General features: G+C 71.7%; 20 protein-coding genes. 14 read left to right on the forward strand and 6 right to left on the reverse strand.

Annotated features, from left to right (window positions below):
• Positions 1–3: 3 nt before the first annotated feature.
• Positions 4–1,626 carry a chaperonin GroEL gene (gene groL / locus ASG88_RS09725; RefSeq protein ID WP_056887204.1) on the forward strand — a complete coding sequence of 541 codons (1,623 nt, stop codon included), beginning with the start codon at positions 4–6 and terminating at the stop codon, positions 1,624–1,626.
• 77 nt (positions 1,627–1,703) lie between these two features.
• Here the strand turns inward: groL and ASG88_RS09730 are convergent, their stop codons facing one another.
• Entirely contained in the window at positions 1,704–3,308 is a 1,605-nt protein-coding gene (locus ASG88_RS09730) for a hypothetical protein (RefSeq protein ID WP_056887205.1), read from the reverse strand.
• Positions 3,309–3,467: 159 nt separating this feature from the next.
• Here ASG88_RS09730 and ASG88_RS09735 point away from each other — a divergent pair, with 159 nt between their 5' ends.
• Together ASG88_RS09735 and guaB are read left to right on the forward strand one after the other, a co-directional pair.
• Complete coding sequence (locus ASG88_RS09735; protein ID WP_056887206.1) at positions 3,468–4,358, forward strand: GNAT family N-acetyltransferase; 891 nt, start codon at positions 3,468–3,470, stop codon at positions 4,356–4,358.
• A 19-nt stretch (positions 4,359–4,377) separates the two neighbouring features.
• Positions 4,378–5,880, forward strand: a complete 1,503-nt coding sequence (gene guaB / locus ASG88_RS09740) for an IMP dehydrogenase (protein WP_056887207.1) — start codon at positions 4,378–4,380, stop codon at positions 5,878–5,880.
• A gap of 6 nt (positions 5,881–5,886) precedes the next feature.
• Here the strand turns inward: guaB and ASG88_RS09745 are convergent, their stop codons facing one another.
• The 3 genes from ASG88_RS09745 to ASG88_RS09755 form a co-directional block, all read right to left on the reverse strand.
• Complete coding sequence (locus tag ASG88_RS09745; RefSeq protein ID WP_056887208.1) at positions 5,887–6,738, reverse strand: MerR family transcriptional regulator; 852 nt, start codon at positions 6,736–6,738, stop codon at positions 5,887–5,889.
• An 85-nt stretch (positions 6,739–6,823) separates the two neighbouring features.
• A complete protein-coding gene (locus ASG88_RS09750) occupies positions 6,824–7,465 on the reverse strand; it encodes a fasciclin domain-containing protein (RefSeq protein WP_056887209.1) in 642 nt (213 codons plus the stop codon).
• 87 nt (positions 7,466–7,552) lie between these two features.
• On the reverse strand, positions 7,553–8,008 hold the full coding sequence (locus ASG88_RS09755; RefSeq protein ID WP_056887210.1) for a GNAT family N-acetyltransferase: 456 nt from the start codon (positions 8,006–8,008) through the stop codon (positions 7,553–7,555).
• A gap of 70 nt (positions 8,009–8,078) precedes the next feature.
• Between ASG88_RS09755 and ASG88_RS09760 the strand changes: the two genes are divergently transcribed.
• The 6 genes from ASG88_RS09760 (at position 8,079) to ASG88_RS09785 (ending at position 16,553) form a co-directional block, all read left to right on the forward strand.
• Complete coding sequence (locus tag ASG88_RS09760; protein ID WP_056887211.1) at positions 8,079–9,188, forward strand: GuaB3 family IMP dehydrogenase-related protein; 1,110 nt, start codon at positions 8,079–8,081, stop codon at positions 9,186–9,188.
• Between the two features lie 29 nt (positions 9,189–9,217).
• Positions 9,218–10,924: a glycerol-3-phosphate dehydrogenase/oxidase gene (locus ASG88_RS09765; RefSeq protein WP_056887212.1), complete on the forward strand. Its 1,707-nt coding sequence runs from the start codon at positions 9,218–9,220 to the stop codon at positions 10,922–10,924.
• 92 nt (positions 10,925–11,016) lie between these two features.
• Positions 11,017–12,633: a succinic semialdehyde dehydrogenase gene (locus ASG88_RS09770; RefSeq protein WP_056887213.1), complete on the forward strand. Its 1,617-nt coding sequence runs from the start codon at positions 11,017–11,019 to the stop codon at positions 12,631–12,633.
• Entirely contained in the window at positions 12,633–14,360 is a 1,728-nt protein-coding gene (locus ASG88_RS09775) for a GMC oxidoreductase (RefSeq protein ID WP_056887214.1), read from the forward strand. The genes ASG88_RS09770 and ASG88_RS09775 overlap by 1 nt, the downstream gene beginning before the upstream one ends.
• Positions 14,361–14,592: 232 nt before the next feature.
• Positions 14,593–16,170 (forward strand): glutamine-hydrolyzing GMP synthase, encoded by a 1,578-nt coding sequence (gene guaA / locus ASG88_RS09780; protein ID WP_056887215.1) that lies wholly within the window; start codon positions 14,593–14,595, stop codon positions 16,168–16,170.
• A 2-nt stretch (positions 16,171–16,172) separates the two neighbouring features.
• Positions 16,173–16,553 (forward strand): VOC family protein, encoded by a 381-nt coding sequence (locus ASG88_RS09785; protein WP_056887422.1) that lies wholly within the window; start codon positions 16,173–16,175, stop codon positions 16,551–16,553.
• Positions 16,554–16,607: 54 nt separating this feature from the next.
• Here the strand turns inward: ASG88_RS09785 and ASG88_RS09790 are convergent, their stop codons facing one another.
• Positions 16,608–16,871, reverse strand: a complete 264-nt coding sequence (locus tag ASG88_RS09790) for a GlsB/YeaQ/YmgE family stress response membrane protein (protein WP_056887216.1) — start codon at positions 16,869–16,871, stop codon at positions 16,608–16,610.
• Positions 16,872–16,899: 28 nt separating this feature from the next.
• Complete coding sequence (locus ASG88_RS09795) at positions 16,900–18,051, reverse strand: ROK family transcriptional regulator (RefSeq protein WP_056887217.1); 1,152 nt, start codon at positions 18,049–18,051, stop codon at positions 16,900–16,902.
• Positions 18,052–18,229: 178 nt separating this feature from the next.
• Between ASG88_RS09795 and ASG88_RS09800 the strand changes: the two genes are divergently transcribed.
• The 5 genes from ASG88_RS09800 to ASG88_RS09820 are packed head-to-tail and all read left to right on the forward strand — an operon-like array spanning position 18,230 to position 23,673.
• Positions 18,230–19,330 carry a substrate-binding domain-containing protein gene (locus ASG88_RS09800; protein WP_056887218.1) on the forward strand — a complete coding sequence of 367 codons (1,101 nt, stop codon included), beginning with the start codon at positions 18,230–18,232 and terminating at the stop codon, positions 19,328–19,330.
• Positions 19,330–20,160: an ATP-binding cassette domain-containing protein gene (locus ASG88_RS09805; protein ID WP_056887219.1), complete on the forward strand. Its 831-nt coding sequence runs from the start codon at positions 19,330–19,332 to the stop codon at positions 20,158–20,160. The genes ASG88_RS09800 and ASG88_RS09805 overlap by 1 nt, the downstream gene beginning before the upstream one ends.
• On the forward strand, positions 20,153–21,403 hold the full coding sequence (locus ASG88_RS09810; RefSeq protein WP_056887220.1) for a sugar ABC transporter permease: 1,251 nt from the start codon (positions 20,153–20,155) through the stop codon (positions 21,401–21,403). The genes ASG88_RS09805 and ASG88_RS09810 overlap by 8 nt, the downstream gene beginning before the upstream one ends.
• A gap of 44 nt (positions 21,404–21,447) precedes the next feature.
• The gene (locus ASG88_RS09815) at positions 21,448–22,161 is read left to right on the forward strand and encodes a hypothetical protein (RefSeq protein ID WP_056887221.1); all 714 of its coding nucleotides are present in this window, start codon (positions 21,448–21,450) and stop codon (positions 22,159–22,161) included.
• 9 nt (positions 22,162–22,170) lie between these two features.
• A complete protein-coding gene (locus tag ASG88_RS09820; protein WP_056887222.1) occupies positions 22,171–23,673 on the forward strand; it encodes an arylsulfotransferase family protein in 1,503 nt (500 codons plus the stop codon).
• The last annotated feature ends 49 nt before the right edge of the window (positions 23,674–23,722 follow it).

Below are 23,722 nucleotides of genomic sequence, written 5' to 3' on the forward strand. Positions count from 1 at the left end.
TGAATGCCCAAGATCCTGGAGTTCGACGAGAACGCCCGCCGCGCCCTCGAGCGCGGCGTCGACGCCCTCGCCAACGCCGTCAAGGTGACGCTCGGCCCCAAGGGCCGCTACGTCGTCCTCGACAAGAAGTGGGGCGCGCCGACCATCACCAACGACGGTGTGACCGTCGCTCGTGAGATCGAGCTGGACGACCCGTTCGAGAACCTCGGTGCCCAGCTCACCAAGGAGGTCGCGACCAAGACCAACGACGTCGCCGGTGACGGCACGACGACCGCGACCGTGCTGGCCCAGGCGATGGTCCACGAGGGCCTGCGCGCCGTCGCCGCCGGTGCCAACCCGATGGGTCTCAAGCGGGGCATGGACGCCGCCGCCGAGGCCGTCGGCGACGCGCTGCGCGAGGCCGCCCGCGAGGTCGAGTCCAAGGAGGACATGGCCTCCGTCGCGACGATCTCCAGCCGCGACAGCCACATCGGCGACCTGCTCGCCGAGGCCTTCGACAAGGTCGGCAAGGACGGCGTGATCACGGTCGAGGAGTCCAACACCATGGGCACCGAGCTCGAGTTCACCGAGGGCATGCAGTTCGACAAGGGTTACCTGTCGGCCTACTTCGTCACCGACCCCGAGCGCATGGAGGCCGTCCTCGACGACGCCTACATCCTCCTGCACCAGGGCAAGATCTCCTCGATCCAGGACCTGCTGCCCCTGCTCGAGAAGGTCATCGCCGCCGGCAAGCCGCTCTTCATCCTCGCCGAGGACGTCGAGGGCGAGGCGCTCTCGACCCTGGTGGTCAACAAGATCCGCGGCACGTTCAACGCCGTCGCGGTCAAGAGCCCCGCCTTCGGTGATCGCCGCAAGGCGATGATGCAGGACATCGCCGTCCTCACCGGCGGCCAGGTCGTCGCCCCCGAGGTCGGCCTCAAGCTCGACCAGGTCGGTCTCGAGGTGCTGGGCCAGGCCCGTCGCGTCGTGATCACCAAGGACAACACCACGATCATCGAGGGTGCCGGCGACGCCGGTGCCGTCGAGGGCCGCGTCAACCAGATCAAGGCCGAGATCGAGAACAGCGACTCCGACTGGGACCGCGAGAAGCTGCAGGAGCGCCTGGCCAAGCTGGCCGGCGGCGTCTGCGTCATCAAGGTCGGCGCCGCCACCGAGGTGGAGCTCAAGGAGAAGAAGCACCGCATCGAGGACGCCGTCTCCGCGACGCGCGCCGCGATCGAGGAGGGCATCGTCCCCGGCGGTGGCTCCGCGCTCATCCACGCCGTCTCGGTGCTCGAGGACAACCTCGGCCTCACCGGTGACGAGGCCGTCGGCGTGCGCATCGTGCGCAAGTCCGCCGACGAGCCGCTGCGCTGGATCGCCGAGAACGGCGGTGTCAACGGCTACGTCGTCACCACCAAGGTCCGCGAGCTCGGCATCGGCAACGGCTACAACGCCGCCACCGAGGAGTACGGCGACCTGGTCGCCCAGGGCGTCCTGGACCCGGTCAAGGTCACCCGCTCCGCGCTGGTCAACGCCACCTCGATCGCGGGCATGCTGCTCACGACCGAGACGCTGATCGTCGAGAAGCCCGAGGACGAGGAGCCCGCCGCTGCGGGCGGCCACGGCCACGGCCACGGCCACTGAGCCACTGATCGTCGGCACCACCGCGAAGGCCGCCGTCTCCCTCGGGAGGCGGCGGCCTTCGCGCGTGCCGGCCCGGGTCAGTCGCGCAGCGACGCGAGGCCCCCGCGCCAGGGCGCGGAGCAGCGGCTCTCGAGCACGGGACGCTCCAGGCTCTTGAGGTGGTAGACGCGGTACTGGCCGCACACTGTCGTGACGTACTGGTAGCGCTCGATGAGCTCGTCGCTGATCCGCTGCGTCCCGGTCTCGCTCCAGGTGTCGAGGTAGGTGAACTCCACGAACCACGTCGGCGCTGCCGGTCCGGTGAGCAGGTCGCTCAGCTCGGAGAGGTCGGGGTCCAGGGTGCGCATCGGAAGGGACCACAGGTGGGGGTACGGCGAGCGCAGGCCGCTGGCCCACTGGATGTCGGCGCGGCCGCCGTAGACGACGAGGGTGTCGCCGGGCCGGGCGGCGTCGCCGATCGCCTCGCCGGCGTAGTACTCGACGGGTCGGTGACCCGCCTCGGTGAGACCCCACCAGATGATCAGCGAGCTCACGCTGCTCAGCGCGGTGAACACCACGATGCCGCGGGTGATCGCCCCGACGGTCCACCGGTGCGCCCGCCTCGGCGGGGGCTCGGGATCGGCCGGCGGGCCCTGATCGGGCTCTGCCACGAGGAGCAGCGCAGTGGCCATTGCCACCGGTGGCACCAACACGACGAGGTAGGTCATCCAGAAGCTGCCGCTCTGCGCCACCGCGACGGCATCGACGAGCAGCATGGCGGAGACCGCCGCCGTGTGGACCGGCAGGCGCCGTGCCAGCGGCACGAGGTGGAGGACGAACCAGGCGACGAGGACCAGCATCCCGGTCCCGATCGCGAGGCCGACCATCTTCACGGCGCGCGCATCGATGCTCGAGCTCGGTTGCGCGTCCAGCACGGCGTCCGCGTCGGGGCGGAAGCCGACGACGGTGTACCAGAGGGTGCCGAGGTCCACGCCGGCCACGAGGGCCCAGACGACGGGGGCGACGACGGGCACCAGGGCGCCGATCGCGGCGGCCGCGGCGAGCCGCGCGTACGACCGGACCCGCGGCCGGTCGCCGAGCGCGGTGCCGACCAGGAGCACCCCGCCGAACACGAGTCCGCCCACCATGCTCTGCTTGAGGCCGACGGCCAGCATGGCGGTCAGCCCGGCCAGCAGGGACAGTGAGGCCGAGGACCTGCGCAGGGCGGCGAGCGCGAGCCAGCAGGCGCCCATGACCAGGGGGATGCCCAGGTGCTCGCCCTTGGCGGAGACCACGTCGACGCCGGCGTTGCCGACGAGCCCCGCGGCCACCACCGCCGTCCACGCCGCCACCCGGTCGGCCCGCTCCCGCGACAACCGCCCGGCGTCCGTCGCGAGGGAGCGTGCCGTGGCGGCCGCGAGGAGCACGAAGCCGAGGATCCCGAGCGCGGCGAGGACCCGCAGCGCGTAGGGACCGCCCACCCCGTCGGCGAGCCGGACCAGCGCGATGATCTCGGGCGGCCGGTCGACGAAGTAGGGACCGTAGACGCTGTCAGCCCGCGGGGCCCACGTGCGGGCGACGAGCAGGAACCCGGCCTCGTCCGGACGCAGCGGCCACATCGCCGAGGGGTAGCGCGCCAGCAGGGCCGCCACCGCCGCGATCCAGACGGTCAGGCGCGGGGAGGGCAGGGGGATCCGGGACACAGTGCGTCCATTGTGGAGGGGCGACCCTCGCGCAGGGTTCACCCGCACAGGCTGAGGCCCGTCCGGTCGAGGGTTTTCATCACCGAAACACGGGGGCCTCCGACCGGCAACACGCACGACGCACGCTGGTCCCGGGACGACGAGACCAAGGGGGATCCCATGTTGTGGAGAGTGCGGTTGACGCTGCCGGACCGGCCGGGTGCGCTGGCGACCCTGGCGAGCGAGTGCGGTGCCGCGGGTGTCAACATCCTGGGCCTGCAGGTGTTCCCGGGGATCGACACGGTAACCGACGAGCTGGTGCTCGAGGTGCCGGGCGGCTGGGACGTGGACGACATCGCCGCCCTGGTGGAACGGGCCGGTGCGCACGCGGTGGTCTCGCACCCGTGCACGGAGGCGGCGCTGGTCGACCAGCCGGCGCGGTACGTCGCGGCGGCGCGGACGATCCTGGCCCAGCCGGCCCGCTTCCCCGAGGTGGTCGCCCAGCTCTTCGACGCGGAGGCGGATCCGATCGAGACCGGGGTCGACCACGACTCGATGGAGATGACGGTCAGCGACGTCTCGGTGCAGGTGCACCGGGCGGCACCGTTCACCGCCACCGAGCACGCGCGCGGGGCCGGCCTGGCCGAGCTGGTGAGCGACGTCCTGGGCCGCAGCCGGGACGCGATGGCGATGCCCGAGCCGGGCCGCCGGCTGGGCACCGGGGCGACCCCCGAGTTCGTCGCGTCGAGCCATGGGGTCTCGGCGATGGTGGACGGCACGACGGTGGGCCGGGCGGTGCTCGCCGAGATGGTCGCGCCCGGGTCCCGCCACCTGCACCTCGAGGTGGACCCGGCCTGGCGCCGGCGCGGCATCGGGTCGCGGCTGCTGCTGGAGGCCGCCCGGGCGGCCGCCGGGCTCGGCGACGACGAGCTGGTGCTGGTCACCAGCGCCGACAACCAGGCGGTCCTGCCGATGGTGCTGGGCTCGGGCCTGCGTGGCCGGATCCGGATGTCCGGGGACGGCCTGACGGTGCGGGTGCCGCTGCGAGACCTGGAGGGAGCGCGGCGCTGACGGCCCGTAGGATGGGGGAGTGGAGATCCCGGAGAAGTTTGCGGCCCTCGGCCTCACCTACGACGACGTCCTCCTGCTGCCGGGGGAGTCGGACCTGGCGCCCGACGAGATCGACACCACGAGTCGCCTGACCCGGGAGATCTCGCTCAAGGTGCCGCTCGTCAGCGCGGCGATGGACACCGTCACCGAGTCGCGGATGGCCATCGCGATGGCCCGGGAGGGCGGCCTCGGGGTGCTGCACCGCAACCTGTCGATCGCCGACCAGGCCTACCAGGTCGACCTCGTCAAGCGGACCCAGACCGGGATCATCTCCAACCCCGTCACCATCGGCCCCGACGCCACCCTCGAGGAGCTCGACCGGATCTGCGGTGAGTACCGCGTCTCCGGCCTCCCCGTCGTCGACGTGGACAACCGCCTGCTGGGCATCATCACCAACCGGGACCTGCGCTTCACGCCGGTCGCGGAGTGGGCGACCACCAAGGTCACCGAGGTGATGACCTCCGAGGGGCTCATCACCGGCACCATCGGCATCTCGCGCGACGACGCCACGACCCTGCTGCGCCGGCACAAGCGCGAGCGTCTCCCGCTGGTCGACGCCGACGGACGGCTGGGCGGTCTCATCACCGTCAAGGACTTCGTCAAGGGCGAGCAGTTCCCGCACGCGTCGTACGACGGCGACGGCCGGCTGCTCGTCGGGGCCGCGATCGGCTACTTCGGCGACGCGTGGGAGCGCGCCACCACGCTGGTCGAGGCGGGCGTCGACGTGCTGGTCGCCGACACGGCGCACGGCCACGTCCACCTGCTCCTCGACATGGTCCGCCGGCTCAAGAGCGACCCCGCCACCCGCCACGTGCAGGTGATCGGCGGCAACGTCGCCACCCGCGCGGGCGCCCAGGCCTTCGTCGATGCCGGGGCCGACGCGGTGAAGGTCGGGGTGGGGCCGGGCTCCATCTGCACCACGCGCGTCGTGACCGGCGTCGGCGTACCCCAGGTCACTGCGGTGTACGAGGCCTCGCTGGCCGCCAAGCCTGCCGGGGTGCCGGTCATCGCCGACGGGGGCATGAAGCACTCCGGCGAGATCGCCAAGGCGCTCGTCGCCGGCGCCGACGCGGTCATGCTCGGCTCACTGCTGGCCGGGTGCGAGGAGTCCCCCGGTGAGCTGGTCTTCGTCAACGGCAAGCAGTTCAAGTCCTACCGTGGGATGGGCTCGCTCGGGGCCATGTCGAGCCGCGGCAAGAAGTCCTACTCCAAGGACCGCTACTTCCAGGCCGAGGTCACCAGCGACGACAAGATCGTGCCCGAGGGCATCGAGGGGCAGGTCGCCTACCGGGGTCCCCTCGGCGCCGTGGCCCACCAGCTCATCGGCGGCCTCAACCAGTCGATGTTCTACGTCGGCGCGCGCACCGTCCCCGAGCTCCAGGACAGGGGCCGCTTCGTGCGGATCACCTCGGCCTCGCTCAAGGAGAGCCACCCGCACGGCGTGCAGATGACCGTCGAGGCGCCCAACTACTCCGGGGCCTGACGCGTCTCAGCCGCGGTCGAGGTAGGCCACGGCGCGGTTGAAGAACGCGGACGCGAGCTCGGGGTCTGCGCGATCGCCGGTCGGCGCGGCCGCGAGCTCCTCGGCCAGCTCGTCCGCCCCCGGGGTGCCGGCCGCGGCGTCCGCACACACGCGGGCGGCCTCGCGGACGAGGGAGGGGACCATCGTCCAGGTCGCCTCGAAGACGCGGTGGTGCTCGGGGACCCCGACCTGACCCGGGACCTCCCACGCCGTCAGCGCGATCGGGGCCTCGGTCGCGTCGCAGATCACGGCCCACTCCCGCAGCAGCGGCGAGCGCTCGGGCAGGGTCACCAGCTGGAGGTCGTCCTCGTCACGGGACCCGGGCGGGAAGTCGGCGAAGACGTGGGTCGTGCGGGCGAGCAGGGCCAGCTCGCGCCAGCGGGAGCGCGCCGGGGCGAAGTGCTCGGCCCGCTGGAACAGGCCGAAGAGGTGGGCGTCGCGGGCCCGGGCGCAGAACTCGTCCTCGATGGCGTGCGACAGGGCGATCAGCGTGCGCTTGCGCAGGCGGTGGACCGGCAGGGCCGGCTCGCGCCGCAACAGGCGGGCGTGGACCGAGCGGGTCCGGGGGCCGCCGGCCACCTGCTGCTGGTGCTCGGCCTCGCGGCGGGCCGCGGCGATCGCAGCGTCGAGACGCATGCCGGAGTCACGCAGGCGGGCCACCTCGGCGACGAGGACGGCGTCGCCCTCGTCGTAACGACGGTGGCCCGAACCGAGCCGCGAGGGCACCGGGAAGCCGTGGCGCTCCTCCCAGATCCGCAGGGTCGACGGGGTCACCCCGGTGCGCGCGGACAGCTCGCCGATGGAGAGGGAGGTGCTCATGTGGTCCCATCCTGCGGCATGCCGTGCCCGGGCGGAGGTCCCGGGCACGGCTGCCTGGCTCGGCAGGTCGATCAGCGGGCGGTGATCAGAGGTCGAGCGGACGCAGGACGCGGTCGATGCCGTGGCCGATCTGGCGGTTGCCCTTGTTGAGGTCGAGCAGCTTCGGGATGGCCCGGGCGTCGCGGTCGTTCCTGTCCTTGTCGACCAGGACGACCTTGCCCTTCTTGAGCTTGACGCGGATCGTGGCGCCGTTGGCCATGGTGATCTTCTGCTTCTTCTTGGCGGCGGCCACCACCTTGGTGGAGTTGAGCGTGGCGCCCGCGACCACGTGGTAGAGCAGGACGGACTCGATGGTGTCGACGTCGTACGTCGCGAGGATGGCGTCGACGGTGGCCTTCTCGGACTTGGGTGCGGTCCCGGTGAGGTCGGCGACCAGCTTGCGGAACGCCGCATCGGTGGGCGCGAAGGCCGTGAGGCGCTTCTTGCCGTTGGTCAGCGCGAGCAGCGGGGTCTCGGGCTTCGCACCGGCGACGGTGAGGACCGCGGCCTCGATGATGTCGAAGTCCTTCCAGTTCTTGTCCAGCTTCTGCCCGTCGGCGGCGAGGAGGGCCGCCAGGCTGTCGGTCCCAGCGGCACGCTGGGCGTTGGCGGGGGCGATCGGGGCCGTGGCGAGCGCGGCGGCGACGAGGGCACCGGCAACGGGGCCGGCCAGGTGGCGCTTGAGCATCAGGGGAACCTTTCGTAGGTGGGACCCTGACCGTACCTCCACAGGCTGTGGAAGTCTATGTGGATAACTGTGGAAGTTTCAGATACCTCATCCGTGACCACGTACCTGCGCGCCGGGCAGGTCCTTCCGCAGGTGCACGTCGGCCTCCCCGACCCGGGGCACGTCCTCCCACCGGGCGAACTCGACGTACCCGTGCCGCTCGTAGAAGGCGGGCGCCTGGAAGGTGAACGACGTGACGAACACGTGCGTGCACCCGCGGCGCAGCGCCTCGGCCTCGAAGTCGGTCAGCAGTCGGGCCCCGAGGCCCTCGGCCCGGGCGTCGGCACGCACCCAGGTCATCGCGATCCCGGCCGCCACGCCCCACGTCCAGCCGCTGATCCCGGCGGCCAGCGCCCCGGCGTCGTCCGTGATCCGCACCGTCAGCTCCTCGGCGGCGTCGATCCCGGGGGTGGCGGCGGCGTTGACGACCTCGAGCTCGTCGGAGAGCCGTGCGTCGAGGTCTGCGTCGGCGGTGCCGACGGTGCTGGTCCAGGTGGTGGGCATGGCCGCGATCGTGCCACGGGCCGGGGACGGGACCGGCGGACACGGGGTGGGCGGCCGATAGGCTGCGCCCGTGACTGAGATCGAGATCGGCCGAGCCAAGCGCGCCCGTCGCGCCTACTCCTTCGACGACATCGCGATCGTGCCCTCGCGGCGCACCCGCGATCCCGAGGAGATCAGCACCGCCTGGCAGATCGACGCCTACCGGTTCGACCTGCCCGTGCTGGCGGCACCCATGGACTCGGTGATGTCGCCGGCCACCGCGATCGCCTTCGGCAGGCTGGGCGGCCTCGGCGTGCTCAACCTCGAGGGGCTCTGGACGCGGTACGACGACCCGTCCGACCTGCTCGAGGAGGTCGCGGGCCTGACGGGCAGCGACGCCACCCGGCGGATGCAGGAGATCTACGCCGAGCCGATCCGCGCCGAGCTGATCACCGCGCGCCTCAACGAGATGCGCGACGCCGGCGTCACCGTCGCCGGCTCCCTGTCGCCGCAGCGGACCAAGGAGTTCGCCAAGGCCGTGGTCGACGCGGGGGTCGACATGTTCGTCATCCGCGGCACCACGGTGAGCGCCGAGCACGTCTCGTCCCAGAGCGAGCCGCTCAACCTCAAGGAGTTCATCTACGAGCTCGACGTCCCGGTCGTCGTGGGCGGCTGCGCGACCCACCAGGCCGCGCTGCACCTCATGCGGACCGGGGCGGCCGGCGTCCTCGTGGGCTTCGGCGGCGGTGCCGCCCACACGACCCGCACCGTGCTGGGCATCGCGGTGCCCATGGCGTCGGCCGTCGCCGACGTCGCCGCGGCCCGTCGCGACTACCTCGACGAGTCGGGCGGTCGCTACGTGCACGTCATCGCCGACGGCTCGATCGGACGCTCGGGCGACGTCGCCAAGGCCATCGCCTGTGGCGCCGACGCCGTGATGGTCGGCTCGCCGCTCGCCCGGGCCACCGACGCCCCCGGCCGCGGCTTCCACTGGGGCGGAGAGGCGCACCACCCCGACCTGCCGCGCGGCCAGCGCGTCGAGTTCGGCCCCGTGGGGTCGATGGAGGAGATCCTCTTCGGCCCGTCCCGCGTCGCCGACGGCACCATGAACCTCATCGGCGCGCTGCGCCGGTCCATGGCCACGACGGGCTACACCGACCTCAAGGAGTTCCAGCGGGTCGAGGTCGTCGTCGGGGGCTGACCCTCCCGGCCGCCTGCCAGACTGGCGCCATGACCTACCAGCTCAGTCCCGACCACCGCACGGCGGCGCTCGACGCGATGGTGACGGGCGAGCTCGACGTGCTCGTCGTCGGCGGTGGCATCGTGGGCGCCGGCGCGGCCCTCGACGCGGTGACCCGCGGGCTCAGCGTCGGACTGCTGGAGCAGCGCGACCTCGCGTCGGGCACGTCCTCGCGCAGCTCCAAGCTCGTGCACGGCGGGCTCCGCTACCTCGAGATGTTCGACTTCGGCCTGGTCAAGGAGGCGCTCGAGGAGCGCGGCCTGCTGCTGACCCGGCTCGCCCCGCACCTGGTCCGCCCGGTGCCGTTCCTCTACCCCCTCACGAAGGCGTGGGAGCGGCCGTACGTCGGCTCCGGCGTCGCGCTGTACGACGCGATGGCGATGACCGGCAAGTACGACATGGGCGTCCCGAAGCACAAGCACCTCTTCCGCAAGCAGCTGGCCCGGATGGCGCCCGACATCCGCACCGAGGACCTGCACGGCGCCATCCGCTACTACGACTGCCAGGTCGACGACGCCCGCCTGGTCATGACCATCGCGCGCACGGCCGCCAACAACGGCGCCCACATCGCCACCCGGACCAAGGTCACGGGCTTCCTCCGCGAGGGCGACCGGGTGGTGGGCGTGACGGCCCGCGACCTCGAGAACGACGTCGACCTCGAGGTGCGGGCCCGGGTCGTCATCAACGCCGCCGGGGTCTGGACCGACGAGGTCCAGGAGCTCATCGGCGGCGACGCGACCCTCGACGTGGACGCCAGCAAGGGCGTGCACCTCGTCGTGCCCCGCGACCGCATCCGCTCCGAGTGCGGCTTCATCACCAAGACCGAGAAGTCGGTGCTCTTCGTCATCCCGTGGGGCGCCTTCTGGATCATCGGCACCACCGACACCCCGTGGGACCTCGACCTCGCCCACCCGGCGGCCAGCCGCCAGGACATCGACTACCTGCTCGGCCACGTCAACGCCCTGCTGCGCGACCCGCTCGACCACCGCGACGTGGTCGGGGTCTACGCCGGCCTGCGGCCGCTGCTCAAGCCGGTGGTGCGCAAGGGCGAGCAGGGTGAGACGACCAAGCTCTCCCGCGAGCACACCGTCGCCAACCCCGTGCCCGGCCTGGTGCTCGTCGCCGGCGGCAAGCTCACGACGTACCGCGTGATGGCCCGCGACGCCGTCGACCACGCGATCCGCGACGTACCGGGTGCGCTGCCGAGCATCACCGAGCGGGTGCCGCTGCTCGGGGCGTGGGGCTACGAGGCGCGCACCAACCAGCGGGTGGCCCTCTCGCGCGAGTCGGGCATCGAGATCGGCTTGGTCGACCACCTCCTCGGCCGGTACGGCGGGCTGGTCGACGAGGTGCTGGAGCTGGTCCGCGAGCGCCCCGAGCTGGCCGAGCCGCTCACCGGTGCGCCGCTCTACCTCGCCGCCGAGGTCGTCTACGCGGTCAGCCACGAGGGCGCGCGGCACCTCGACGACGTGCTGACGCGGCGTACCCGCATCTCCATCGAGACCTTCGACCGCGGCGTCGCCAGCGCCCGTCCGGCCGCTGAGCTGATGGCGGGCGTGCTCGGCTGGGACGCCGCGACCGTCGACGCCGAGGTCGACCACTACCTGCGGCGGGTCGAGGCCGAGCGCCAGTCCCAGCTCGAGCTCACCGACCAGGCGGCCGACGAGGCGCGCGTCAGGGCACCCGACATCGTCTGAACGCTGCTTGACAAATGTGAGTTGGATGTCAAATAGCGGGACGATGTGACCAACGGGTAGCAAGGCCCGGGGGACCGGCCTACCCTCGGCGCATGAGCGAGCACACTCCTGCCCCCGACCCGCTGGTGGACGGTCCGCACGACCCCGAGCACGACCCGCGAGCGTCCTACGCGCTCGAGCCCGACTACGTCGCCGGGCTCACCCGACGCATCCTCAGCACCACGGGTCGCACGGTGCCGGTGGAGTCGCCGCTGGGCGGCCAGCCGCTCGCGCACATCCCCCAGTCGAGCACCGACGACGTGGCCGAGGCCTACGTCCGGGCCCGTCGCGCGCAGGCCGCCTGGGCGCGGACGTCGCTGGACGAGCGCGCGGCGATGCTGCTGCGCCTCCACGACCTCGTGCTCGACCGGCAGGACGAGATCATCGACCTGGTCGTGCTGGAGTCGGGCAAGGCCCGCAAGCACGCCTTCGACGAGCCTCTTCACATCGCCCTCACCGCCCGTTACTACGGACGTACCGCGCACCAGCACCTCGACACCGAGCGCAAGCTCGGCGTCGTCCCCGGCCTCACGCGCGTCGAGGTCAACCGGGTGCCCAAGGGCGTCGTCGGCATCATCTCGCCCTGGAACTACCCCTTCACGATGGCGCTGTGCGACGGGATCCCCGCCCTGCTCGCCGGCAACGCGGTGGTCGCCAAGCCCGACGCCCAGACGATGCTCTCGGCGCTGCTCGGCGCCCAGCTGCTCGAGGAGGCCGGCTTCCCCCCGGACCTGTGGCAGGTCGTGGCCGGCCCGGGGCGCGAGCTCGGGACGCCGATCATCGACGGCGCCGACTACGTCTGCTTCACCGGGTCCACGGCCACCGGCCGGCTGATCGCCGCGCAGTGCGCGGAGCGCCTGATCGGCTGCTCGCTCGAGCTCGGCGGCAAGAACCCCCTCCTGGTGCTCCGCGACGCCGATCTGGAGAAGGCCGCCGAGGGTGCGGTGCGGGCGTCGTTCTCCAACGCCGGCCAGCTGTGCGTGTCCATGGAGCGGATGTTCGTCGCCGACCAGGTCTACGACCGGTTCGTCGAGCGCTTCGTGGCCCGCACCGAGGCGATGACCCTCGGGGCCAGCCTGGAGTGGGGCGTCGACATGGGCTCCCTCGTGTCCCAGGCGCAGCTCGACACCGTGCAGGCCCACGTCGACGACGCGGTCGCCAAGGGCGCCCGCGTGCTGGCGGGCGGCCGGGCCCGGCCCGACCTGGGTCCCTACTTCTTCGAGCCGACGATCCTCGAGGGCGTCACCCCGGACATGACCTGCTTCGGCACCGAGACCTTCGGGCCGGTGATCTCCCTCTACCGCTTCCACGACGAGGCTGACGCGGTCGCGCGCTCCAACGCGGGGGAGTACGGCCTCAACGCCTCCATCTACACCCAGGACGGAGCACGGGGCCGCGAGATCGCGCGCCAGGTGAAGTGCGGCACCGTCAACATCAACGAGGCATTCGGGGCGACCTTCGCCAGCATCGACTCCCCGATGGGTGGCATGCGTGAGTCCGGCATGGGACGTCGGCAGGGCAGCGAGGGCATCCACCGCTACACGGAGTCGCAGTCCGTCGCGACGCAGCGGCTGATCCGCTTCGCCCCGATGCTCGGCATGTCCGACGAGCGCTACGCCAAGGTGATGACCGCCCAGCTGCGGCTGATGAAGAAGCTGGGGCGCGCGTGATGGGCGGCGACGGCACCGAGGACGACTTCGACTACGACGTCATCGTCATCGGCTCCGGCTTCGGCGGGTCCGTGTCGGCGCTGCGGCTGACCGAGAAGGGCTACCGGGTCGCCGTGCTCGAGGCCGGCGCCCGCTTCGAGGACGCCGACTTCGCGGCCACCAGCTTCGACGCGAAGCGCTATCTCTTCGCACCGTCCGCGGGCTGCTACGGCATCCAGCGCATCGACATGGTCAGGGACTGCCTGATCCTGGCCGGCGCCGGCGTGGGCGGCGGTTCGCTCGTCTACGCCAACACCCTCTACGAGCCGCTGGACGCCTTCTACCGCGACCCGTCCTGGTCGCACATCACCGACTGGAAGGCCGAGCTGGCGCCCTACTACGACCAGGCCAAGCGGATGCTCGGCGTCGTCGACAACCCCCTGCGCACGCCGAGCGACGAGGTGATGGAGCAGGTCGCCGTCGAGATGGGCGTGGGCGACACCTTCCACCCCGCCCCCGTGGGCGTCTTCTTCGGACAGCAGCCCGGCATCGGCGGCGAGGCGGTCGCCGACCCCTACTTCGGTGGCGCCGGGCCGGACCGCAATCCCTGCACCGCGTGCGGAGAGTGCATGACCGGGTGCCGCCACAACGCGAAGAACACCCTGGTCAAGAACTACCTCCACCTCGCCGAGGAGGCCGGTGCCGTCGTGCACCCGCTCACCACGGTGACCCGGGTGCGACCCCTCGACGGCGGCGGCTACAGGGTCGACACCCGCTGGACCAAGGCCAAGCTGTCGCGGCGTACGGCCACGAAGACCTTCACCGCCGAGCAGGTGATCTTCTCGGCCGCCGCGCTCGGCACCCAGAAGCTGCTCCACCAGCTCAAGGGAGAGGGCGACCTGCCGCACGTGAGCGACCGACTCGGCAGCCTGACCCGCACCAACTCCGAGGCGATCCTGGGGGCGCTGGCGCCCGACGTGACCGTCGACTACAGCCAGGGCGTCGCCATCACGTCGTCGTTCCACCCGGACGCCGACACCCACATCGAGCCGGTCCGCTACGGCAAGGGCTCCAACTTCATGGCGCTCCTCCAGACCGTGCTGGCCGATGAGGTGGAGGGCCAGTCGCGGTGGAAGTCGTGGCTCAAGGAGCTGTGGACCCAGCGCCGCAGCGCCCTGGACCTCTACGACATGAAGCACTGGTCCGAGCGCACCGTCATCGCGCTGGTCATGCAGACGCTCGACAACTCGATCACCACCAAGGGCATCAGGACCCCGTTCGGCTGGCGGATGACGAGCACGCAGGGCCACGGCAAGCCCAACCCGACCTACATCCCGGTCGCGTACGACGCCGTCCGCCGGATGGCGGCGATCATCAAGGGCACGCCCGGCGGCAACGTCGGCGAGCCCTTCAACCGTCCGCTCACCGCCCACTTCATCGGCGGCTGCACCATCGGCGACTCCCCGCGGACCGGCGTCGTCGACGGCTACCAGCGGATGTACGGCCACGAGGGCCTGCACGTCGTCGACGGGTCGGCCGTCTCGGCCAACCTGGGCGTCAACCCCTCGCTCACCATCACCGCGCAGGCCGAGCGGGCGATGGCCTTCTGGCCCAACAGGGGGGAGGCCGACGAGCGTCCCGCGCTCGGGTCGGCGTACACCCGGATCCGGCCGGTGGCGCCCAAGAACCCGGTCGTCCCCGAGGCCGCGCCGGGTGCCCTGCGGCTCCCCATCGTGGGAGTCAGCTGACCCGCTCGAAGATTCTCGCGCCGGGGCGTAACCCGGCTGCACAGGGCTCGTTGGCACGGATGACAGGTCCGGCAGTCATGCTCCCTCCCAGTTGGCCGGGCCCGTCAGTCCAGGCACTGTCACGCAGCGCGTGGACCATCAGGGCCCCGGTCATCCTCCCTCCCCGACCGGGGCCCTGAGTCACGCCTGAGTCACGTCCGGAGGAGGGGCCCGGACTCGGTACCCTTCGGGGGTGACCGACACCCCTGACCACGACCTCGTCCTCGTCGTCGACTTCGGCGCCCAGTACGCCCAGCTCATCGCCCGTCGGGTGCGCGAGGCGCGGGTCTACTCCGAGATCGTGCCGCACTCCATGCCCGTCGCCGAGATGCTCGCGCGCGGGCCGAAGGCGATCATCCTCAGCGGTGGTCCGTCGTCGGTCTACGCCGAGGGTGCGCCCGGCATCGACGACGCGGTCTTCACCTCGGGGGTCCCCGTCTTCGGCATGTGCTACGGCTTCCAGCTGATGGCCAAGGGCCTGGGCGGCGAGGTCGCCCACACCGGCGCCCGGGAGTACGGCCGCACGCCCGTGACGATCAGTGAGGGCGGCACCCTGCTGGCCGACCTGCCCGTCACCCACAACGTCTGGATGTCGCACGGCGACTCGGTCAAGGCGGCTCCCGCGGGATTCACCGTCCTGGCCTCCACCACCGACACCCCGGTGGCGGCCTTCGAGGACACCGGCCGGGGCCTCGCCGGCGTGCAGTGGCACCCCGAGGTCCTGCACTCCGAGCACGGCCAGCAGGTGCTCGAGCACTTCCTGCACGAGATCGCCGGCTGCCGGCAGACCTGGACGATGGTCAACATCGTCGAGGAGCAGGTGGAGCGGATCCGCGAGCAGGTGGGCGAGCGCGGCCGGGCGATCTGCGCGCTCTCCGGCGGCGTCGACTCGGCCGTGGCCGCCGCCATCGTGCAGCGCGCCATCGGCGACCGGCTCACCTGCGTGTACGTCGACCACGGGATGATGCGCAAGGGCGAGACCGAGCAGGTCCGCCGTGACTTCGAGGAGGTCTTCGACGCCCTCGACGTCGTGGACGCCGCCGACCAGTTCCTGGGCGCGCTTGCAGGGGTCCACGACCCCGAGGAGAAGCGCAAGATCATCGGGCGTGAGTTCATCCGGACCTTCGAGGCCGCCGAGGTGCGGGTATTCGGTGCGTTGTCCGACGAGGACCGCGGCGACACGGCGTACCTCGTCCAGGGCACCCTCTACCCCGACGTGGTGGAGTCGGGCGGCGGCGCCGGGACGTCGACGATCAAGTCGCACCACAACGTCGGCGGCCTGCCGGAGGACCTCCAGTTCGAGCTGATCGAGCCGCTGCGCACCCTCTTCAAGGACGAGGTGCGCGCGGTCGGCGAGCAGCTCGGGCTGCCCTCGACCATGGTGTGGCGCCAGCCCTTCCCCGGCCCCGGCCTGGGCATCCGGATCATCGGCGAGGTCACGAAGGAGCGCCTCGACCTGCTCCGCGAGGCCGACGCCATCGCCCGCGAGGAGCTCACCCGGGCCGGCCTCGACCGCGACATCTGGCAGATGCCGGTGGTCCTGCTCGCCGAGGTCCGCTCGGTCGGCGTCCAGGGTGACGGCCGCACCTACGGCCACCCCGTCGTGCTGCGCCCGGTCACGTCCGAGGACGCGATGACCGCCGACTGGGCGCGCCTGCCCTACGAGGTCATGGAGCGGATCTCGACCCGGATCACCAACGAGGTGGCCGAGATCAACCGCGTCACCCTCGACATCACGTCCAAGCCCCCGGGCACCATCGAGTGGGAGTGACGATGGCCCGCGCGATCCACCACTGGGACCTCTGGGTCGGCGACCCGGCGGTCGCCGCCGACGAGTGGGGGTGGCTGTTCGGTGAGCTGGGCTGGGCGGCCGACGGCTCGTCCTGGATGGCCGACGACGGGACGTACGTCTTCCTCGAGCGATCGCCCGACCAGGTCGACGCGGCCTACGACCGGATGCGCCCGGGGATCAACCACCTGGCGTTCGTCGTGGAGGACCGGGCGTTGCTCGACCGGATCCGGGCGGAGTCGAGCGCCCACGGCTGGCACGAGATGTTCGCCGACCGCTACCCGCACGCCGGCGGTGACGACCACACAGCGCTCTACCTGGAGAACTCCGAGGGCTTCGAGGTCGAGCTGGTGGTGGGGGACTGAAAGGCGCAGCGGCGCGCGGCGGCTTCCTGCGCCCGGTCGACGCTGGGCCGGCGGTCAGGCGGAGTTGCGACGCCCGGCGTACGCGGTCCACGCCAGGGTGAGCAGCAGCGCACCCACGAAGGAACCGATGAGGCCGCTCGCGCGCAGCTCCAGGCCGTCGCCCGCGAGGAGGCTCACCAGCAGCCCCCCGACGAAGGATCCGAGGAGCCCCGTGACGATCGCGACGGTCCAGTTCACGTCGCGCATCGACCGGCCGAGCACGAGCTGGGCGAGGCCGCCGGCCAGCAGGCCGAAGACGATGATGGCAAGTATCAACATGGTCGGAGACTAGTGGCTCCGACCCGGATCAGTCGCTGAGCAGCTCGGTGCGCTCGGCGGCGAGCAGCACGGCGCCGATCAGCGAGGCCCGCTCGCCCAGCTCCGACGCGACGACGGGGGTCGATGCGACGGCGTCGAGGGCGTGGCGACGCAGCCCGATCCGCGCCGACTCGAGCAGCAGCTCGCCGGCCCGGGCCATCTCGCCGCCCACCACCACGAGGGCCGGGTTGAGCAGGTTGACCACGCTGGCCAGCGCCCACCCGAGGTGGAGGCCGGCGTCCTCGAGGGCGCGCAGGGCCGAGACGTTGCCGTCGCGGGCGGCGCGGACGATCTCGTCGACGCTCGCCCCCGGCATCTGCAGCTCCATCATCGACTGGAGGGCGACCGTGGAGGTGTAGGCCTCCAGGCAGCCGCGGCTGCCGCACCGGCACACGGGACCGTTCTCGTCGAGCGTGAGGTGGCCGATCTCGCCGGCGGTGCCGCCGTTGCCGTGGAAGAGCCGGTCCTCCAGGACGATCCCGGCACCCACGCCGGAGGACACCTTGACGAAGACCGAGCTGTCGTGGCCACGGGCGACGCCGTGCCGGTGCTCGGCGAGGGCGCCGAGGTTGGCGTCGTTGTCGATGTGCACGACCGCGCCGAAGCGCTTGCCGGCGGCCTCGGGCGCGTTGACCCCGACCCAGCCGGGGAGGATCGCCGACGAGCGGACCACGCCGGCGGTCATCGGGGCCGGCAGGCCGAGGCCGATGGTGCGGATGGTGGCCCGCTCCAGCCCGGCGCCCGCGAGCAGCTGCTCGAGCAGGTCGTGGGCGCGGTCGAGGCCCTCGGTGTGCGGGTGCCCGGCGTTGAGCCGGTGCCGCTCCTCGGCGATGAGGCTGCCGGTCATGTCGCCGAGGGCGACGGCCACGTGGCTGTGTCCGAAGTCGATGCCGGCCACCAGCCCGGCGGATCGGGCCAGGGCCACGGTGGTCCCGCGCCGTCCGCTGCCGGGCTCGACCTCGAGCAGCCCGGTGGCCGCCAGCTCGCGGACGATGTTGGAGACCGTGGCCGGGGCCAGGCCCGTCTGGCGGGCGATGTCGGCCTGCGTCACCGGGTCCCCGGCCTCCTGGGCGCGCAGCACGTCGACGACGCGCTGCAGGTTGGCCGTACGCAGCGATGCGGTCGACCCGGGGGATGACATGGGGGAACTGTGAGCCAGAGAGCCCTTTGTCGTCAAGAGGTAGGCGCAAAGACCTCATGTCACCGTTTTGTCACAACTTTGTGTTCATCTCTTGACGACTAGCGTGTGACTCACCACACTCAGAGGACGTTCACACCGGTTCGTCGCCCGACGAGCCCTGGCAGCCTCAGGAGACCCCATGCCTCGCACCATCCACCGCATCGCCGCCAGCGGCGCTGCCCTGCTCTTTGGCGCCGCGGCGCTGACCGCCTGTGGCGCCAACGACGCCCAGTCCGGCGACGAGGGCGACGGCGGCGGCGACAGCAAGGTCATCGCCCTGCTCCTCCCCGAGTCCAAGACCACTCGTTACGAAGCCTTCGACAAGCCGCTCTTCGAGGCGGCCGTCGCCGACCTGTGCGACGACTGCGAGGTCGTCTACTACAACGCCGACCAGGACGAGGCCAAGCAGACCCAGCAGGTCGACACGGCCATCTCCGAGGGTGCCAGCGTCGTCGTCCTCGACCCGGTCAACGGTGCGGGCGCCGGCGGCATGGTCCAGTCCGCGCAGGACTCGGGCGCCGAGGTCATCGCCTACGACCGGTTCATCGCCGAGGCCGACTACTACATGTCCTTCGACAACGAGACGGTCGGCCAGATGCAGGCCGAGGCGCTCGTCGAGGCGATGGGCGACAAGGGCGGCATCCTGATGCTCAACGGTGCCCCCAGCGACCCCAACGCCGCGCAGTTCAAGGCCGGCGCGCACAGCGTGCTCGACGAGAGCGGCGTGGAGATCCTCGAGGAGTACGACAACCCCGACTGGAGCCCGGAGAACGCGCAGACGTTCGTCACCGACCAGCTCTCCAAGTACGACGCCAGCGAGATCAACGGTGTCTACGCGGCCAACGACGGCCAGGCCGGCGGCGTGGTCGCTGCCCTCACCGGCGGCGGTGTCGCCGAGGACGCCCTCCCGCCGATCACCGGCCAGGACGCCGAGATCGCCGCGATCCAGCGGATCCTCGCCGGCCAGCAGGCCATGACCATCTACAAGCCGATCCCGATCGAGGCCGAGACGGCCGCCGAGGTCGCGGTCGCGCTGGCCAACGGTGACGAGGTGCCCACGACCAGTGAGACGGGCATCGACCAGACCGAGTACGAGGGCGTCGCGTCGTTCATCTTCGACCCGATCGTCGTCACCGCGGACAACGTCAACGACACCGTGATCGCCGACGAGTTCTACTCCGTCGAGGACATCTGCACCGACGAGTACGCGGACGCGTGCGAGGCGGCTGGCATCTCCTGATGTCCACCACTGCTACACACCGTGCGCCGGCCGGGGAGGTAGTCCTCTCCCTGGCCGGCGTCACCAAGCGCTTCGGTGCCGTCCAAGCCCTCTCGGACGTCCACATGGACGTCCGGGCGGGCGAGGTCGTCGCCCTGGTCGGCGACAACGGCGCCGGCAAGTCCACGCTCGTCAAGGTGATCTCGGGCGTCTACACGCCCGACGAGGGCAACATCACCTTCGACGGCAAGCCCGTCCGGGCCAGTGGTCCCGCCGAGGCCCAGGCCCTGGGCATCGCCACGGTCTTCCAGGACCTCGCCCTGTGCGACAACCTGGACGTGGTGGCCAACCTCTTCCTCGGCCAGGAGAAGAGCCTCGGGCCCTTCATCGACGAGGTCACCATGGAGAAGGAGGCGTGGCGGCTGCTGCGCACCCTCTCCGCGAAGATTCCCAGCGTCCGGATCCCGATCGCGTCCCTCTCGGGCGGCCAGCGCCAGACCGTCGCCATCGCGCGCAGCCTGGTCGGCAGCCCCAAGGTCGTGATGCTCGACGAGCCGACCGCCGCCCTGGGCGTGGCCCAGACCGCGGAGGTCCTCAACCTCATCGAGCGGCTCCGCGAGACCGGCCTCGGCGTCATCCTGATCAGCCACAACATGGCTGACGTCCAGGCTGTCGCCGACCGCATCGTGGTGCTCCGGCTCGGCAAGAACGCGGCCGAGTTCAACGTCGAGGAGGCCACGACGTCCGAGCTCGTGGCGGCCATCACCGGCGCCTCCGACAACGTCGTCGCCGCCCGCGCCTCGCGCGGTCAGTCGACCGACCCGACCACCGACGGAGGCCAGGATGGCTGACGAGACCCCCGCCACCGCGCTGGCGGCCGACCTCGCCGACGAGCGGCTGATCAAGACCGAGGGCCTGTCCGGCTACTTCCGGCTCTTCATCAACCGGCTCAAGTCCGGTGAGCTCGGCAGCCTGCCCGTGGTCATCGGGCTGATCTGCATCAGCATCGGCTTCTACAGCGCCGAGCCGAGGTTCCTCTCCTCGCGGAGCGTCGTGTCGATCACCCAGTTCGCGGCGCCCATCGGCATCATCGCGCTGGGCATCGTGCTGGTGCTGCTGCTGGGCGAGATCGACCTGTCGGTCGGCTCGGTGAGCGGCTTCACGTCGGCCACCATGGCCGTCCTGCTGGTCAACGAGGGCCAGTCGATGCTGGTCTCGATGCTCGTCGCGATCCTCATCGGCACCGCGATCGGCGCGTTCTACGCGTTGCTCTACACACGCCTGGGGGTGCCGTCGTTCGTCTTCTCGCTCGCGGGGCTCCTGGGCTTCCAGGGAGCACTGCTCTACGTGCTGGGCACCCAGGGCACCATCAACCTGCCGTCGGACTCGTTCCTGGTGGAGTTCACCCGGTTCCAGTTCCTGTCCGACGTGGTGTCCTACGTCCTGGTCCTGCTGATCACGCTCCTGTACGTCGGGTCGCAGCTGTGGACGATCCGCCAGCGGTCCGCGGCGGACCTCACGCCGCCGTGGCTGCCGCTCGTGCTCATCAAGGGCGCGGCGCTGCTCATCGGGCTCGGCGCGCTCACCTACTACGTCAACATCGACCGCGGCTGGAGCTACCTGTGGCTCTTCTTCGCGTTCATGGTGGTGGTGATGGACCTCGCGCTGCGTCGTACCCGCTGGGGACGGCACGTCTTCGCGGTTGGTGGCAACGAGGAGGCGGCACGTCGCTCGGGCATCAAGGTCAACCGGGTCTACTTCTCGGTGTTCGCTCTCTGCTCGACGCTCGCGGCGGTGGGTGGCCTGCTGGCCGCCGGCCTCCAGACCAGCGTCTCGCAGGCGAGCGGCACGACCGACACCAACCTGACGGCCATCGCGGCCGCGGTCATCGGCGGCACGTCGCTCTTCGGCGGCCGCGGGTCGGCCTACTCCGCGATGCTCGGCATCATCGTGCTCCAGGCGATCCAGACCGGCCTCAACCTGGTCGGCGTGGACTCGTCGGTGCGCTTCATGGTCACCGGCGCAGTGCTGCTGCTGGCCGTGGCGATCGACTCCGTGTCGCGTCGCGCTCGTACGTCGAGCGGTCGCGGCTGATCGGAGCAACGACAACGGTGAGGGGGCGCATACGATGTGCCGCGATGCGCCCCCTCGCCACCCTCCTCGTCGTGGTCCTCGGCTGCAGCCTGCTCGGCGGCTGCTTCCGCGAGGACCCGACCGTGGTCGCGTTCCTCGTCTCCGACGGAGCGCGTGAGCTCGAGCCCCGGGTCGACGTCGAGGCCTTCGAGGCCCGCGTCGAGGCCACCTGCGAGGAGTGCGCGGTCCGCGTCTACGACGCCGAGGGCGACGCCACCACCCAGGCCGAGCAGGCCGTCGAGGCGCTGCGTGACAGCGCCGACGTGATCGTCCTCGACCCCGTCGACGTCGAGGACGCCGAGGCCCTGGTCGGTGGCGGCGAGGACGAGGTCCCCGTCGTCGCGCACACGGCCCTGGTTCCCGGGGCCGACTGGTTCGTCGGCCTCGCCGAGCCGCTGGCCAGCAGCGACGCAGGACCGCCCGCCGACTCCGACCTCGAGGCGGCCCGCCAGGTCCTGGCCGGCCAGCGCCGCTCGATGCTGCACGTGCCCGCCACCGCGATGAGCGAGCAGGCGGCCGACGTCGCCGTCGGTGTCCTCGCCGACGAGGAGCCGGAGGGTGCGGAGGACTTCGAGGGCGTGCCGTCGTGGCTCCACACCGCCGCCGAGGTGCGACTCGCGGGGCTGACCGACGTGCTCGTGCGGGAGGGCGCCTTCACCCTCGACGAGCTGTGCGACGGATCCACCGCACGGAGGTGCGAGCAGCTCGGGTTCGTCTAGGTTGGCGTGATGAGCCACAGCACCGAGGAGGCCGGTCGCGGGCCGCGTCCCGCGCGCCGCGACGTGCTGGTCCTCGGTGCAGGGGTCGTCCTCGGTGCGGCCGGTGTGGGGGCAGGGTGGGCGTGGTCCGAGCGCTCCCCGGACGAGCCGGTGGGCGAGGAGCCGGCCGAGGCCGACGCCCCGGAGGCGCCCGAGCCGGTGCGGTTCGTCAGCAGCCAGCTGACCGCGCCCCGGGCGAGCGCCTGGCGCCGGGAGGGGGCCGCGATCTCGGGCGGCCTGCTCTTCACGACGCCGCGCACGCCGACGTTCCGCGGGGTCGTGTACGACGACCGCGCCCAGCCGGTGTGGATCGAGCCCGACGGCAGCGCGGCCACCGACCTGCGCGTGCAGACCTACCGGGGTCGGCCGGTGCTGACCTACTGGACCGGGGAGGTCAAGGAGGGCACCGGCAACGGCAAGGGGGTCGTCCTCGACGAGCGCTACCTGCCGGTGGCCGAGGTGCGCTGCGGCAACGGCGTCCTCTCCGACCTGCACGAGTTCCAGCTGACGTCCCGCGGGACCGCGTTGCTGACGTCCTATCCGACCATCCCCTACGACCTCACGCCGGTCGGCGGGCCGGCGGACGGCCACGTCTGGGGCGGCCGGCTCCAGGAGGTCGACGTGGAGACCGGTGAGGTGCTGCTCGACTGGGAGGGACTCGACCACATCGACCTCACCGACACCTACCGGGAGGTCGACGACACCGGCACGGCCGCGCTGCCCTTCGACCCGATCCACGTCAACTCCGTCGAGGAGGACGGCGACGGGCTGCTCGTCTCGGCCCGGCACACCGGTGCCCTCTACCGGATCGACCGCCGCACCGGCGAGGTGCTGTGGCGCTTCGGGGGCAGGCGGAGCGACTTCGAGGTGCCCGAGGGAGGCGACTTCGGCTGGCAGCACGACCTGCGTCGCCAGCCCGACGGCACCCTCACGATCTACGACAACCACGAGAACGCGATCGAGACCGACGCCGTGTCCGCGGCGCTGCGCTTCGAGCTCGACGAGGAGGCGATGACCGCCCGCCTCGTCCAGGCACTGCGCCACGAGGACCGCTACGGCTACGCGATGGGCAACGCGCAGTACCTCCCCGACGGTCACGTGCTGGTCGGGTGGGGGATGGACCCCTACGCCACCGAGTTCGACGCGGACGGCGAGGTCGTCTTCGAGCTGTCCGACCTGGGGCTGGGCTCCTACCGGTCCTACCGCTTCCCGTGGCGCGGACGCCCGGCGACGCTGCCGGACCTCGCAGTGGCGGACGGGTCGGCGTACATCTCCTGGAACGGCGCCACCGAGGTGACCGCCTGGCGGGTGCTCGCGGGGGAGCGGGACGACCGGCTCCGGCCGGTCGGCGAGGTGCCGCGCGAGGGGTTCGAGACGGTCGTGGCGCTGGAGACCGGGTCCCGCGTGGTGCGGGCCGAGGCGCTGGACGCCGACGGCCGCGTGGTCGGGCGGACCCGGACCGTCCGGGCCTGACCCGCGCCCCGGACACCGGGAGTTCACCCGGGCTGCCTAGGGTGCGGGG

Origin of the sequence: Nocardioides sp. Soil777 (assembly GCF_001428425.1) — a bacterium.
GTDB classification, from domain to species: Bacteria; Actinomycetota; Actinomycetes; order Propionibacteriales; family Nocardioidaceae; genus Nocardioides; species Nocardioides terrigena.